At 41.4% G+C, this 14,691-nt stretch carries 17 protein-coding genes; all 17 read right to left on the reverse strand.

Translation table 11 applies throughout. The features are described from left to right. Positions 1-4: 4 nt before the first annotated feature. Positions 5-793, reverse strand: coding sequence for a TrbG/VirB9 family P-type conjugative transfer protein (locus IX91_RS25380; RefSeq protein ID WP_004745323.1), 789 nt, complete (start codon positions 791-793; stop codon positions 5-7). Between the two features lie 13 nt (positions 794-806). Continuing rightward, positions 807-1,361: a conjugal transfer protein TraL gene (locus IX91_RS26760; protein ID WP_174329859.1), complete on the reverse strand. Its 555-nt coding sequence runs from the start codon at positions 1,359-1,361 to the stop codon at positions 807-809. A 22-nt stretch (positions 1,362-1,383) separates the two neighbouring features. Then, complete coding sequence (locus IX91_RS25390) at positions 1,384-1,893, reverse strand: hypothetical protein (RefSeq protein ID WP_004745328.1); 510 nt, start codon at positions 1,891-1,893, stop codon at positions 1,384-1,386. A 107-nt stretch (positions 1,894-2,000) separates the two neighbouring features. After that, complete coding sequence (locus IX91_RS25395; RefSeq protein ID WP_004745330.1) at positions 2,001-3,782, reverse strand: type IV secretory system conjugative DNA transfer family protein; 1,782 nt, start codon at positions 3,780-3,782, stop codon at positions 2,001-2,003. 2 nt (positions 3,783-3,784) lie between these two features. After that, on the reverse strand, positions 3,785-4,801 hold the full coding sequence (gene virB11, locus IX91_RS25400; RefSeq protein ID WP_004745331.1) for a P-type DNA transfer ATPase VirB11: 1,017 nt from the start codon (positions 4,799-4,801) through the stop codon (positions 3,785-3,787). After that, a complete protein-coding gene (locus IX91_RS25405; protein ID WP_004745333.1) occupies positions 4,801-6,015 on the reverse strand; it encodes a TrbI/VirB10 family protein in 1,215 nt (404 codons plus the stop codon). The genes virB11 and IX91_RS25405 overlap by 1 nt, the downstream gene beginning before the upstream one ends. After that, positions 6,008-6,772, reverse strand: a complete 765-nt coding sequence (locus tag IX91_RS25410; protein ID WP_004750047.1) for a TrbG/VirB9 family P-type conjugative transfer protein — start codon at positions 6,770-6,772, stop codon at positions 6,008-6,010. Before IX91_RS25410 ends, IX91_RS25405 begins: the two co-directional genes overlap by 8 nt. Beyond that, on the reverse strand, positions 6,769-7,524 hold the full coding sequence (locus tag IX91_RS25415; RefSeq protein ID WP_004745228.1) for a virB8 family protein: 756 nt from the start codon (positions 7,522-7,524) through the stop codon (positions 6,769-6,771). Before IX91_RS25415 ends, IX91_RS25410 begins: the two co-directional genes overlap by 4 nt. A gap of 150 nt (positions 7,525-7,674) precedes the next feature. Continuing rightward, complete coding sequence (locus IX91_RS25420) at positions 7,675-8,631, reverse strand: type IV secretion system protein (protein WP_004745230.1); 957 nt, start codon at positions 8,629-8,631, stop codon at positions 7,675-7,677. 8 nt (positions 8,632-8,639) lie between these two features. After that, complete coding sequence (locus IX91_RS25425) at positions 8,640-9,302, reverse strand: type IV secretion system protein (RefSeq protein ID WP_157781663.1); 663 nt, start codon at positions 9,300-9,302, stop codon at positions 8,640-8,642. After that, positions 9,253-11,643: a VirB4 family type IV secretion/conjugal transfer ATPase gene (locus tag IX91_RS25430; RefSeq protein WP_456243275.1), complete on the reverse strand. Its 2,391-nt coding sequence runs from the start codon at positions 11,641-11,643 to the stop codon at positions 9,253-9,255. The genes IX91_RS25425 and IX91_RS25430 overlap by 50 nt, the downstream gene beginning before the upstream one ends. Continuing rightward, on the reverse strand, positions 11,600-11,986 hold the full coding sequence (locus IX91_RS25435) for a VirB3 family type IV secretion system protein (protein WP_138922205.1): 387 nt from the start codon (positions 11,984-11,986) through the stop codon (positions 11,600-11,602). The genes IX91_RS25430 and IX91_RS25435 overlap by 44 nt, the downstream gene beginning before the upstream one ends. Beyond that, the gene (locus IX91_RS25440) at positions 11,986-12,318 is read right to left on the reverse strand and encodes a TrbC/VirB2 family protein (RefSeq protein ID WP_004745237.1); all 333 of its coding nucleotides are present in this window, start codon (positions 12,316-12,318) and stop codon (positions 11,986-11,988) included. Before IX91_RS25440 ends, IX91_RS25435 begins: the two co-directional genes overlap by 1 nt. 335 nt (positions 12,319-12,653) lie before the next feature. Continuing rightward, a complete protein-coding gene (locus tag IX91_RS25445; protein ID WP_004745239.1) occupies positions 12,654-12,851 on the reverse strand; it encodes a TraY domain-containing protein in 198 nt (65 codons plus the stop codon). 164 nt (positions 12,852-13,015) lie between these two features. Further along, a complete protein-coding gene (locus IX91_RS25450; protein WP_004745240.1) occupies positions 13,016-13,339 on the reverse strand; it encodes a helix-turn-helix transcriptional regulator in 324 nt (107 codons plus the stop codon). Between the two features lie 131 nt (positions 13,340-13,470). Continuing rightward, on the reverse strand, positions 13,471-14,055 hold the full coding sequence (locus IX91_RS25455; RefSeq protein ID WP_004745243.1) for a single-stranded DNA-binding protein: 585 nt from the start codon (positions 14,053-14,055) through the stop codon (positions 13,471-13,473). Further along, a complete protein-coding gene (locus IX91_RS25460; protein WP_004745244.1) occupies positions 14,045-14,617 on the reverse strand; it encodes a recombinase family protein in 573 nt (190 codons plus the stop codon). The genes IX91_RS25455 and IX91_RS25460 overlap by 11 nt, the downstream gene beginning before the upstream one ends. Positions 14,618-14,691 lie beyond the last annotated feature (74 nt).

A 14,691-nucleotide genomic window follows, 5' to 3' on the forward strand; every position in this document is an offset into this window, starting at 1 on the left:
GAGTCTAACGAGTCACGCTTACGGATACGTCAGCGACTTTAATCACAAATTTTGTGTATACCCCGTAAACGCTTATGAGATTATTCCCCACCACATTCACAGGTTGAGATGTGGCATTGCCATTTAAAATTGTTTCGACTGTGACATTTCGTTGATTCGGTTTGTTCAATCGAATAAAGGTTTGTCTTCCGTCATCGTAAATGTCAGACAAGACGTTTTCACCAAAGAAACTTCCAGATTGCTTCCACTTATAATTGGTAAAAATCTGTTGTTGATAATCCTTCATCGCTTTGCTGACGAGCTTTTGTGTATCCACAGTCACCGGCTTTTTCTTCGGTGTTGGTACAACTTCTTTTTTGGGAGGTGCAGGAATTGCTACGTTTTCTGATAATGGCTGTTTATATGTGCTCGCTCGACTAAACTTGCTTCTATTTCCAATAATCACGCAACTGTCGTTTTTATCATTCGTTAAAACACGGTCTGCACGAATATCAAACGCTTTACCATCCTTAGTAAAAGCAAAAATCATGGTGGACTCACCACCTTTTTCATTATTTATTGGGGCGAGCATAATATGCTTACTTCCAACATCACCAAGTACATCCCATCGCTGAGCGTTCGTTACTAAAGGGAGTTCAACCAGGCTCGAAGGCAACTCAATGCGAGTACCTAATAAAGAGGATGTATTAACGGTAATGACATCCCCTGATTGATAATTCATCCCTTGGCAGTCGTAAGCCAATGCCGCAGAAGACATAGCCGATAATACCAATGCAACAATCGTTTTTTTCATAACTTAATTTTCCCTATCGTGGTACGTGGACTTTGTTACCACTTGAATCGAAATAATAGGTATCACCGTACTGTGAACCATCCATAAACGTTTGAACGTATCTGACCGTCATCAAGCAATTGAAAGGTCGTCTTTCCCTTTGATGCTTATCTACTCTGTAATAACGGCAAGGCGTATCGTGTTTGACATGTGTTTGAATTACTTCTTTTTTCACACACACTTTCTCGGACTCTTTACCCTGGCGTACGTACTCCCATTGAGTACATATTTTGTACTCAGGAATATATGCACCAATTCCATCCTTTGAAGTGAGTATGGAAGGTTTAGCACTGTCGTTAGATGAATTGACTAAGTTGTTAGTTACCATGCAAGAGCCTAAATCTGGTAAAGGGCTTTGCCCTTTCTTAATCCGCTTTTTGAAAGCGCTTTTTGCATCCCCACAGCCTTGGCCAAAACCTGTAGGCAAACAAAGCCAAATAGAACAAGCGGCATTATCTATTGCATAGGATTTAGTAGGCATGGCAAGAGATAGCGTTAACATTGCTAACGCTATAGTCAGATGTTTCATAAGCGAGCCTTAATATGTTGAACTACAGTTTTTCGATACATACATTGAATAAATAATCCTTGGCCGCAGAGAACGGTTTCAAGCATCCCACCCCATTGTCTAACTCTAATACTTGGGTAATAGCCACTTGTGAGTTTTGACTATAGGGAAACTCTACAATGTCATGCTCAAAAGTATTCATTGAAAGTAGTTCCACAATCTGACCGTCCAATGCAATCAACATCTGACTATTGTTATTAGTCGGGGAAACTTTTAAATAACCCCTAATGCCAACTTCTATTTCGGCCAGACGCTCTTTAGGCGCTGGTTCTATTCCTAGTAAATTGTGGTACCACATAGTTGTAGTTTCTATTGCTGATACATACTCGACACTATTAACAGAACTGAATTCCTTCATATGATTCGCGTCCACGACCTCTGTAATAGTGAGTGGATCTTTTTCTGGTTGTTCAATATCTAAAGTAACTTTGTAGTCGGCAAAAGCACTCGTAGTCACTAGTGGCAGTGACAGAAGAAGTAATAGTTTTTTCATTTTAATTCCTTAATAACGGCCTTTTACTCTCATTTGCCGTTTTTCATCTGAATACAGGTACTTAACTCTCTTGTCGTTGTTTTCTGTTCCATTGGTGAACAAGTATTTTATTGAATGTTTAGAAGTGGCACTTGCGGAACGTTACTCTCAGAATAAGCAATGCGTTCAGCAATCATTGGATCATCAAATGAAATCAACTTATTCATAATGAAAGCTCGTTGATTTTGTTTGAACATCAAGACTTTTAGCCCTAAATCGGGGTTGTCAGGATGGGTTTCATAACCTAGCTCTACAATCTCATGGGGTTTCATTAACTCCCTACGTTGAGGTGTAGCATTGGTTGTACGACTGGTTTTGCCTGCTCCCCTATTCACCGACTCGGTTTTGACCTCTACCGTCTTAGTACCTAGTGACCTAGATATTTGCTCAACTCTTGGCGTAACCTTGCTTGGCGGGTAAATAATTTCGCACAGTAGGTTAGAAAGGATATTTTCTGCCCCTTGTTGACCATAGAGCGAGTTATCTTCTAGTTGCGACTTATCCTGGTAAATCAGTGCGTATCGCACATTGTACTGACGGGTGAAACCAATGGATTCTTTGATTTGATTGATTCTTCCGAGGGCAGGCAATTCGTCTAACAATGCCAATAATTGATGAGTTAAAGTGTCATCGAACTCAGGCAGAACCCGCGTATTTTCAGAGATAAGTTGCTCAAAAAACAAGTTAAGCAATCGCCCAAACCGTCCCTTATTGGGTGGCTGAACACCTACATAAATAGATATTCCTTTGCGTCTCATATCCCTAAAATCAAAGTCATTATCACTTACTGCAGCCGCGACGGTTTTATCATTGAAGATTGCCAATTGAGCATCAAAGGTGGCCAGAATTGAACCTTGTGTTTCGTTAGGAAAAGTAAGGAATGCGTTCAGTGCCTTTTTACACTCATCACTCAAATATTCTTTTTTAACTTCACTTCTCAGCCAAGTATAAAAACCGCCCTCTACAGAGCGTAAAGACAGCAAGTAAGGAAAGGTTGGGGCAACACCGGTTACTTTCTCAGTGTCCAACATCCAAAGTGATAGACCGTTAAACAATTGTTGTGCTAATTGATTCCACATATCCGCTTTACCGTCACCAGTAAGTGGATATATGGAATTGGCCATGACTTGAACATCACCAATTCGAAATGCTTCCTTTCGACGCACGTAGTAGTAAGGATTCCAACGGTGTGACCTAAGTTGTCCGTTTTCCAAATCTCTTTTTGTGACGGCGTAACCGTCAGGAGAAAAAAGATATACACTCTGTCCGCATTTAGCCCTAAAACCTGCTGACTTAACAAAGTTTTCAAGTTTTATATCCATGCACACCACGGAGTCTGAATAGTTGACCAGGTTAGGTAAGACAAACCCTACCCCTTTTCCTGAACCCGTAGGTGCAGACACACCAACAAAGGTTTGCCCTTCAGTTTTTACATACTTACCCGCAAATTTTCCTTTATCCATTTTTCCGAGAAGCAATTCAGGCTTTGTTGATTCTTCATTGAACAATCCAGATTTTGCTAAATCTTGATCATTAGCAAATCGAGCGCTTCCGTGAATTTCTTCTTTTGCGGGGATTAGGGCTATCACCGTGATAACAAAGGGAACAGCGACAAAAAGCACACAAACTATCGTCCCAGGCACTAAGGCCAACTGAACATCTTTTCTATCTCCATAGTGTTGCCAATAATAAATCAGAGAGTCGAGTTGTAAGTGCTCATAATCTATCGCGGCCAACTTAAAAAACGTTGCCCCTCCGAGCATCAGCCCTACAGCAACCCAGGCGATAAAAAAAGCCGCCCCAAACACAACGTACAGGGCGGCTTTGTTAGGCTTTTTCTTCTTGGCCATAACTACACCTTACTTGATAATTTATTCTTTTCTGTAGGATTAAAGTAGAGCTCAACCAAATGTGTTTTCTTAAAAAACACAATCACATCAATGCTCTTTTTAATCGTGGTCATAATGTGGTCATAATCGAGTGTTTTCCCTACTGGTGATTGCTTCACCAAGCCTGCTAGCCTTGAAGGAGCAGAGCGACAATCGTTAGCATGAATGGTTGTGATTGATCCATCATGGCCAGTATTGAGCATTTCTAAATACGTCCATGCTTCATCACCGCGCAACTCTGCCAATAAAACGTGGTCAGGTTTCATTCGCATACATGACTCAATAATTATTTTAGGCGTTACCCCTCCTTGCTTATAAAACAGGTGTAAATGATTTCTATGGTTAGGTAAATCAAGCTCGTGAACGTCTTCAATCGTGATGATTCTTGCATCGGTTGGGTAGCAATCGACCATTGCTTTCATCACAGTTGTTTTTCCTGAACCTGTTCCCCCTACAATCAAAATGTTTAACTTACTTTTCACGGCCAATCTGAAAAATTCTTCAATTTGGCCGGTTCTTTTTAACTCAATGAGTTTTTTTTGAGTATCGCTTAAAGTGATCTCTTCGATATTCATTTCGCCAAACCCATCAAAGCGCCCTGAATTTTGATAGTCATTTAAAGAAAAGCGATCCGTTGAGGGTTTTCGAAAGGTCATACTAACAATGTCTTTCTCTGTTGCAGGGTGTATTGCGATTTGTCCCCTTTCCCCATCAGGCAAGGTCACAGAAGCAATGGGATACTCTTCAAGCGGTGTTGTTATCCGAGAATAAACAGCTAGCGATTTCGCCAAACCTTGGCATCGACCCAAGGTTAACTCGGGTTCTTCTTTAAACTCCCAACCGTTCCCTCTATCAAACCAAATTCCCCCTGGCTCATTAATGGCCACCTCGGTAATTCCATCTAAATCAAGAATTTCTTGTAATCCAGAAATGCTAAGTTGATTTCTGACAACGGTTGAATGGTCGTGATGCTGACTCATTAGAAACCCTCCAATCTATACACGGTAGAGAAATCGACATCTCGAACAACCATGATGTTAATTCTCTGGCCAATTTGTGTGTAACCTGTAGGAGCGATATTGAGGTTTTTTGATAAGACTTCTTCTGCAATATTACCTACATTATCAACACTGCTACTTGTGACAACATTCCCAGAGACGCTATCTACAGCTGTGGCTAGAGCATCGTCAACAAACGACAACATGATCGCCCCACTGAATCGCTCGAAATAGTGGTTATCAACCCAAACCTTATTACCTGCAGCACCTAATTGACCTGTACCTAAAGAATTGATTCGAACTATGACACCCTCCGGTGTTTCAATTTCTCCCCAATTGGTAAACACACGGCTTTTTCCAAGTTCCATTGCAACTTTTTGTGTGCCACTCACTAACGACCCACGCTCAACCAACAACACCGCACCGTTAGAGCTGTAAACGTCTTGAGTCACACGGCAGGTTACAAACCCGTCGTAGTCAGAAATGATCTGCGTATAGAGCGCACAAGGAATAGAACTACCATGACTTAAAATGAAATCCCTTGCCCCTTTTGGTCTAACACTCGCTCTACCTGGTTCAAAAACAGAACCATCAAAACTATCATCATAGTTTTGAGCACTCCCCTCATCGAGATAATCATCAGGGTTAACGTTTTGAGAGCTTTCCTCTAGTGACGCGCTCAGTGAACCGGCTAATCTCCGCTGCAAATCAATTTCTTCTTGCGTCGGTGGGGGTGGCTCATTCTCTTGAGTTCGTAAGGGTGGGTTAGAATTGGTGTATGTTACTTTGGGTTCTGGCCTATTAACGTATTGTTCTACGTCCTTTTTAACCTCTTCTTTCTTGGTTTCCTTAACCTGTTGAGGCTTAGGCTCAGGTTTGGCCTTTGGCGGTGGCGGTGGTGCAGTTTTTGCCTTGAAATTATTCCTCGCCTTTTCTAACCAGTTAGGGTTGTGGTCAATTGACGTTTTGTTTGCCCCTTTTTCGTAGTTGAGCGTTTCCTCTTTACCGCTTTCATCATTGAAGCTTACCGCTGCTTCGAATCGACTTTTGGCGACACTAATTGCTACAACCAGAGAAACGAGAAATAACAGCACACCGGCAAATAAAAACCATTTCTTTTTTGAGCTCTTAATACCGTTAACGTTCAGTTCTGACCTATCAACCTTGCTTGTTAGACTGCTCACTTTATCATTCATGCTTGATTACCCTTTGGCCTTCGATACTGGTTTTCTTATCGTTATGGCTTGTTGTTTGGGCGCGTTTGGTGTGCAGTCCTAACACGAGCTCACCAAGTCTTAAACGAAACTCTTTTGAAACACCGTGAACAACCATTGTATTTTTGCTCATGTGGTATTGAATCAACGACTCTGAACCATCAGCGAGCACTTGGTAAATCACAGGAAGTTCAAACGCTTCATTAAACTTTAAACAAGTAAAACGACCGTCATCCCACATATAAGTGGGTGATATTTCCATATCGCCCCACTTTTCGTATTGATAATTTACAGTCCCATCAAAACAAGGAACTGTCGGTTTAACAGGCTCACTCTTTTTCTTTGGAGGGGTTGGGTAACGAAACTTCACCATAAAATGAGGGTAATCATCTACCATTAAATCGAAGGTATATGTTCGCCCCTTATTCGTAGTTAAAATCAAGTTAGTATCAGGGTTGATAACAGTAGGCTTAAAAAAGATGCTGTTATTGATAATGTCAAATCCCCAAGCTGCTGCATCACCTAACATCAAACCGTTTTTCTCATTGATTACTTTCTCACCAGGCTCTAACTGTATCACTGTGATTGTTCCAACTCCGGTTCTAATGTTTGTAACATTGAAAGGGTTGTATAAAACCTCAGTCATACGGTAGTCGTAGGGTTTTGGTGTAGGGAGAATTGCGGCATGAATTGATGTGGTAGCAAGCATCAGGGTAAATAATGCTGCTAGTTTTTTCATTGGCTTACAATGTCCTCTCGATAGGATGTAACACGGTACGCTAACGGGTTAATAAGACGTTCTTCTTCCGTCGTAATGTCCGTTAAATAATCAAAGGTTAATGTGGCTTCCCATGACGTTGGTTTATATTTCTGTGCTGTCACACCGTTACCATCAACCACATCACGAACAAAAGAGACTTGAGCAACCATATTGTCTTCTTGCGAAGAGGGTAAGAACGTTATAGACGTAACTTTGATGTTAATACTGTTCGTATCACCAAGTATTTCAACCGGTGATTTCTTCCCTTGCATCATTTTGCTATAGGGAGTGAATACACTTTTGTCAGACATAAGTTCTACGGCATTGTAATTACTCTGTACCGTTTTCCAATCGTAGCTGTTGTAATAAATCACAAACTGCTTTGTCCAATACTTATCAAGTATTTCACCATAGCTAACCGCTTTAGAGTCTTCTAAAGAGTCGATAATTTTAGTTTGCCCCGTTAGGCTATCTACCAAAATCATTACAGGAACAACTGTTTTTAGGGGGGTTAGGCCAATTACAGCCCCAATAGATAAGATAGCCACAACCCCAAAGCCTGCCGCTACTTTCCATGCTTTCTTTGCATCAGATTTAGCGAGCTCTACCCTATCCTCTTCGAACTTCATTTTTTGTTCGATCAAAGACTTGGCAGCGTTACTCACCTCTTTACTGTCTTTCGCTTGCATCTTTTCCCTGTTACTAGAAAAAGCTTTTTCCAAATCGCCCATTTATGACTCCAAATCAGTAACTAAAACTTTCGCAGGGTTCACAGGGAATCGCTCCCCTTCTGGTTGTATCGGTTCTGGTGGCGAACTTGAACAGGCTGTTAAAGTCGCCACTATTAAAGTAATGAAAACGCATTTAATTTTGTTCATAGCTTAACCTGGTGAAATGTTGCCTTTGCCTTTATCAGCCGCCCATTGCTTCGCTTGTTTGGCCAAACCCACACCTTTTTCACCCCCTTTATAAATATTCCCCATCGTGTTTAAAGCGCTATCGGCCGTTGCACCAATACCACCCACTAAACCATTAATGCCAATGCCGCCAGATAAGGCAGAGGTAAAGGTTGGAATCTGTGTCGCAAGAAGGATCAATGCAAACATAATGATGAACGTCAGCAATACTGATGTAGCAGTGATGTTTCCATCTAACCCCGCGACTTGAATAAGCTGTAAAAACAAGTTGAAGGCTATTGGGTAAATTACGGATAAGAGCACATAATTTAATGCTTGCCCTGTCCAACTTTTAAACATACTTCTTGTTGCAGGAAAGAAGCCGAACATGACGTAAAGGGGAGCAAGCACTAGCAAAAAGCTAACCATGATTTTGGCAACCATTAAGTAAGCCGTACTAATACCAATGAAAGGCAGAAAACCCATAAATGAAATGATGATCAAGCCGGTAGCCAGAAAGAAATGTACGATACTATCCCCATCAGTGACACTTACATCAATGGTGTCCCATATCATACCGTTTTGCTCAAGCATCGAGTTTGTAATCGCTTGTAACGCTGCTGCGCTGCTCCCTGCTTCCGCACCGAGCAACCCTACTGCAAAATCATCTCCCATATACAACACGATAGGGACAACATTCGCTTGATACCACTCAGTGTTAAACGCCACAAACGCACACAACGCTAATGAAATAATCGCCTTGAAGTACTCCTTATATATATCCTTCTGCCCGTCATAGAGAGATTGATACCCCATGTAACAAAAAAACGTTACCACCAATACCCCCATAAATGGCGATAGCATTTGTGCAAACACCACCACCATTTCAGAGATATTCTTAGTTATTACTTCGTCTAGAAAATTAAAGAGAGTTTCAAACATAGCCTCACCTATTTACGAGGTATGCCATCACCAAAAAGCTGATCAATTTTTCTTCGTGATTCAGCCGCATGACGGATATTAGCTTGCTCTTCTTGGATGCTTTGCAAGGAGGCTAACATTTCCTGGTCATTTTTGATTTTGGTCTGCTCAAAGGCAATCGCGTTCGCTAGATCTGCTTTTGCAGCAGGGGTATCTGCTGTGTTGAACTGTTCTAGCAGCTTTTGTAACGAGTCATTACGCTTTAATGTACGCTTATAAAAGCGGTCAACAAGCTCATACTTTTTGATTAAATCATCAAAGCGGTCATCCCCGCGATCAATATTAAATCGGGCTCTCAACTCTTCAATGTCTTCAATCGTGTTGTATAGCTCTCGCCACCCCTGCATTTCAGCCACGTTATTTAGTATTGGATCATTGACTAAATCTTCAAAAGAGTAATGCCCCTCAACCATTCGTTGGTAATGGTCTGCATGAGCTTTGTACTCTTTAATCTGATCAACACTCAACCCGTTAGACTTCGCCCATTGGTCGGCTTCTTTCGCCCACTGTGCCGCCCTTTGAATATTATCTGTCACCATTTGCATTAATGCTGCACCATCAACGACAGGAATGCCGGTAGCATTAACTACTGGTGTTAGAAGTAGCACCGGAACTATTAGATACTTTCTCACTTTTTTTCTCCTCTCTCTCTTTAATGGCTTGAAGCAATAACGGAATCCATACATCAGGCTTATCGCCATGCTCCTGGCGAATTTCCTCACAGAGCGAAATATCCTCAGTAGTACCGGAAATAATTGGAAGATGGTTGTCGTATCCGTGTAAGTCGAGACGTGCGAAACAACTGTTGTGACTTTGCTTAACCAGAAAAATTCGCGATTGCTTGTCTAGCAACGATAATTCTTTAAACTCGGTGTAAGACAGCCCACATTTTTGATAAGACTCGAACTCAGCATCAGGATTAGGAAGGAATATTTTGGTTGCCGTCTGCTGAACAATAGGAGCAAAGATTTTGCAATCTATTGCATCTTCTGGTGACTGAGAACTCAAAATCATGAACTCACTTTTTAAGCGACCGGCTTTTAAGACTTTTTTCATTAGGTTTTGAGTCAGTGGGTAGTTGGCAGGCATCCAAAACTCTTCAACGATGGTGCAAAGTAAACGTCCCTCTTTTTGCATCAGTTCTTTTATATAAAACAAAGTAGCTAAGACGGCCTCACACGCAGGATGGCCACCGTCATCAAGCAACAATGTAGTATCAAAACCAATTTTATCCATTGTCTCAGGATTAAACTTGTTTAGTGGAGAATCGAGACACCAAGCATATTGCCCCCCTTCACTGTGACACCATTTAGATAGTCGAGCTCGTAAACTCGGCTGTTGAATGGTACTCAAGAGCGCACTTAATCCACGATGTTCATGGTCAAGAAGCATAACGGAATCTATACCCGCCTTAACTTCCATTTCTTCCAGTTCAGACAAAAAACCTTCATTGTTTGAACAAAGGCGATAACAGAGACGATTTAAAAAACTTCTCAAACTTGGCGTATCTTCTAACTGAAAGGGATTTAAGCCACTATCAACCCCCTCATCGAAACAGAAGTATTGCCCTCCGTAAGCCCGAATGAATAATTCAGTTGAACGGTTATAATCTATAGCGAATATTTGAGGATTCCATCGCGTCAAAAAACCAACCAAAACACCTTCCGTCGTTGTCTTACCCGCACCACTTGCTCCAAGCAGCATCACATGACCCGCATATTTTTTGCCGACCACGTTTTTACCAGGTTCAGAGGCGTGACAGTTCAAGTGAAATATGGTGTCTGACAGCGTTTTTAATGGCATCAACGCTGTCCCGTCTCCTATTGGGTTTCCGTACTGCTTACCTTTACTGTAATTGTGAATAGAGAAAGTAGAGGCTAAATTAGCAGTTGTTCTTGGTGATGGGGTAATACGCTCTTTAGAAGCCGGTAATGCAGACAAAAACGAAAAAGCCGATTTCAAGTTAGAACGCTTAAGCAACGTATTTCTTGCGCCAAACTCACCTGCAAACTCAGAGGCTTTTTTAACTAAAAGCGCTTGGTCTTCATTAAATACAGCGATTGAACAATGATAATCTCCAAAACATGCGTTGCCGCTAACAACAGCATCTTTAGCTATCTCAAGCTCTAGTAACTCAGTGTGATTTGCGTCTGTCGATTCTATCTGATTCATTTGCTCTTCAAGAATACGTATAGTCTTGGGCGCTTTGAATAAGAACATAGATTGAGTAATAACAAACTCACACTGTTGTGTCAGTAGGAAATCCCACATCCCCATTTCAGTTGTAGCGGGCATAGAATCCACTTCGTAAAACACCGCATACTTACTTGTTTGGGTGTCTGCATTGCGAATTTCCAAAGTGTCATAACCAAAGTGCCAGTCACTATGGCCAATAATATCTTTGATCTTGTTCTCAACCATCGGAATAGACCGACGATTGTTATTTAGCAATTGGGATAGAAACTCAACATTACTACAGCTACTACCATCGTCATTAACACCAAGCATGTGACTGTTAAAACGCTTTAGTTGTGTAGTCACAGTCCTCAATACCTCTTCAAATTCGTTCACTGCGAGGTTTAATGCTTCATCGTACTGATAAACTAATGTGATGTAGTAGCTAGTGCTAAAAAAGGTAGAACCAGAAAAAGACCCGATATATTTATCAGAGAGTGTCTGCATAAACTGATTACCAGAAAAATCATACTTGGTGCTCAACTCATCTTCTGTTTTAACGATATGCGTCCAAACAGCAAGTCGCCCCCCGTATTTAGTAGCCAGTTGGTTAAACACCCCTCTTACTGTCAAAAAAGCCGCTTCAAGCGACTTTTTTGATTCAGATTCAAAAGGTATCCCCTCTAACTGAATGGTGGCCATCAATTTGCCGTCATCAAGAGAGCTAATGTGTTTGCTTATTGGATAGCCATAATTAGGTATCCGTTGTTGTAGTGGAATTGTGTTTAAGCCATTCACGTAAAACCGCCTCCTGTGATTTCAAATGATCCACATTGGATGTGAACGATGTAACATTAGAGCGACATTTCAACCTGTCTAACCACCCTTTAAAGTCCCACTTCATCCACTCCACCGCCCTTGAATCTTCCGCACATTCAAAGCGAATCCCGATAAGACACGCAATAAGAAAAATAGGGACAATTAAGCTGTAGATACCAAATAGAATGAAACCGAAAACTCCAGTAACCAATATCAGAAGCGTTAACACTACAAATGCAATTACTGGAACCCCGAACATTAAGGGCTTACGTGACAGTGAGTTGTAGCTTGGGTATAAGGTTTTCTCACTGTCGCTACTCATTATGCAAACAACCCGTACGCCCAAGTACCAAGAGCGACTGCCGCACCTAATAGAGCCGTTTGGCCGATACTTACAATCACATCAGCCCACTGCTTTTTACCCAACTTGGCCATGATGCCTAAATAACTAATGTTAGCCATACAACCAATGCCAGTTACCGTATACAACCACGTTTGAATTTCTCGCACTGTATCAGTAGCTTTACTTAAGCCGCCACTGGCCGCTAACGCGTCGGAAGAGAGTACCAACACCCCTAATGTGGCAAGAGTAATCAATCCATTCTTTACATTGGATGTAGACTTATCTTTACCTAAAACATTTCTATTTTTCATAGCATTACCTAAATTTAATCTTCTATTGAACAAACAAAAACCACCTCATTTTGGTGGTTTTTGGTTGTTTGCCTGTATACAGGCAAGACAACTGCCTCTACCTCACCGCCGAGACTCGCGGGGCTTATTCACATAGTGGGTCATACTCTCGGTTAAGCCATACCAACAAACGTACTTCCATTATCTATAGGTCGCACTGCCCGGTCGCCAAAGAGGTGAATAAGGTCTATTTCAGTGAATTACTGTCCTCCGTCACTGGAGCTCGGAGTGATCTCACGCATTAAAAATCAATGCGCTTAGTCGTTCATGGTTCAAGTTGTTAAAGAGCAAAAGAGTTAGTTTCTAGCTACTGCATGATCCACTGCAGCTAAGGAACTGAAATTATCTAAACTGTGTTCAAGGCGAATCTTTGCCTCTCCACGGTTAGAACGACCAGAAGTCTTAACGCTTTGTGCAAAACGTCTAGCGCGTTCCCCTTTGAGGGTTACTTGCACCGTAATTTCTGCTTGTTCTTCTGAATTTGTATTTTTCATATTTTTTGGTTCTTTTAGATCCAAACGATTCGTGTTAAATCGTTTCGATTATTTTAAAATGTTTATTGATCAGCGCGTTACTACCGAAAAGGGTAGTGACAGGTTTTTTAGGCAAAAAAAAGCCTTGCTTAATAGGGCAAGGCTTTTGTTTTTTTGAGTTTTGTTTAGTTTAGTTTTGCTATTTCAGCAGAGCTTAATCTAGCAAACATTCTCATTTGAGCCGCCATTATGCGGTTAAGGTAAATAATCCTTAATTCTGCACGACTGTTGCATTCTAGCTTCTTCGTGATAACAGAAAGGTGATACTTGATGTTATCGGCTGTCGTGTTATCCATAATCGCTGTTTGCTTATCACTGAACCCATTTGAGTACATATAGAAACTGAAAAATTGTTTTTCTGTTAGATCTAAGTCATTAAACAATGATTTCTGAATATCACTTAAATCATTTCCTACAAATAAGCCATTTGGTGCGGTATCATTTGTCATAGCTCTCACTTCGGTTTGGTCAGTTGTAGAGTTAGGTGAATGAACAGACTTTGACCCTTTTCATTCACCGACCCACTTTCTTGTTACTTCTCGTTATAAATTCCTCCAACCTAATTTTGTCATCATGTCTATCAAACACAGTGACCAAGAGGACGGTGACGACGATATTCATCTATGAATGGAATATCATCATCAAAATCCATTGGAGGCTCGTTGTATTGGGGCTGTGCTAGTTGACGCCCACTATTATTAGGTTCACGGTTGTTTGGGTGTAAAGACTCATCACTAGGTTGTGACATAGGCTGTTGAGGCTGCCCCCAACCTCCCTGTTGAGGTTGCGCTTGCGGTTTTTGTCCTGCAGCTTGACGACCACCAAGCATTTGCATCACACCATTAAACCCCTGCACCACAACTTCTGTTGTGTACCGGTCTTGTCCAGTTTGGTCTTGCCACTTACGGGTTTGTAGTTGACCTTCCACGTAAACCTGTGAACCTTTTCGAAGGTACTCCCCTGCTACCTCGGCAAGCTTTCCGAACAAGGCGACTCGATGCCACTCCGTTTTTTCTCGCTGCTCACCCGTCGCCTTATCTCGCCACGATTCAGACGTAGCTATTGTGATATTGGCCACCGCCCCACCGGACGGCATAAACCTAACTTCTGGATCAGAACCAAGGTTGCCAACTAAAATAACTTTATTAACCCCTCTACTCGCCATTATCTTTAATCTCCATTTGCACTTGTGCTGTGTACTTTTTGATGTACCGATAAACGGTAGCAATCCCAACACCATGCACTTTAGCCAATTGTTTAGGCTCTACCCGTTCGATAAGATGCGCCCTAGTAATGGATAACGCTTTTTCTAAGCGATCTCCTTTTAATACCGCCGCCTCTCTAGCTTGATCTAGCTTCTTTCTTTCCTGGAATGACTCAAACCCACTTTCATTAACAAGCCCCGCCTCATAGAAAGCTTTAAGGATACTTACACTACTTTCTATTTGATGATGCTCTATCAGTAAGTCATGTTTTTGGAATCGTATAGAAACGTGCTTTTCAGCTAATTGCTCAAGCACATTAAGAATGGTTTCTGCGGTTATACCTAGTTCGGCCATAGACTCAAAATCAACTGTGTCACCGTAATTCAGGCTGTCGATCATCTTGTCTAGCTCAGGAGTCAAACCTGATTCATAATCTTCAACGTCCATAAAAGCCACTTCATAATCATCTAATTTATGATTTGCTAATTCATTGTGTGCTAATCGTCGATATAAATAGTTCACTCAATCACCTAGTCTGATAATTCCAAACTGTTTAGTTTATCTGACTATTACCAAAATTAAGCGATATAAGGCAC

Origin of the sequence: Vibrio tubiashii ATCC 19109, from assembly GCF_000772105.1 — a bacterium.
In the GTDB taxonomy this organism is placed as follows: domain Bacteria; phylum Pseudomonadota; class Gammaproteobacteria; order Enterobacterales; family Vibrionaceae; genus Vibrio; species Vibrio tubiashii.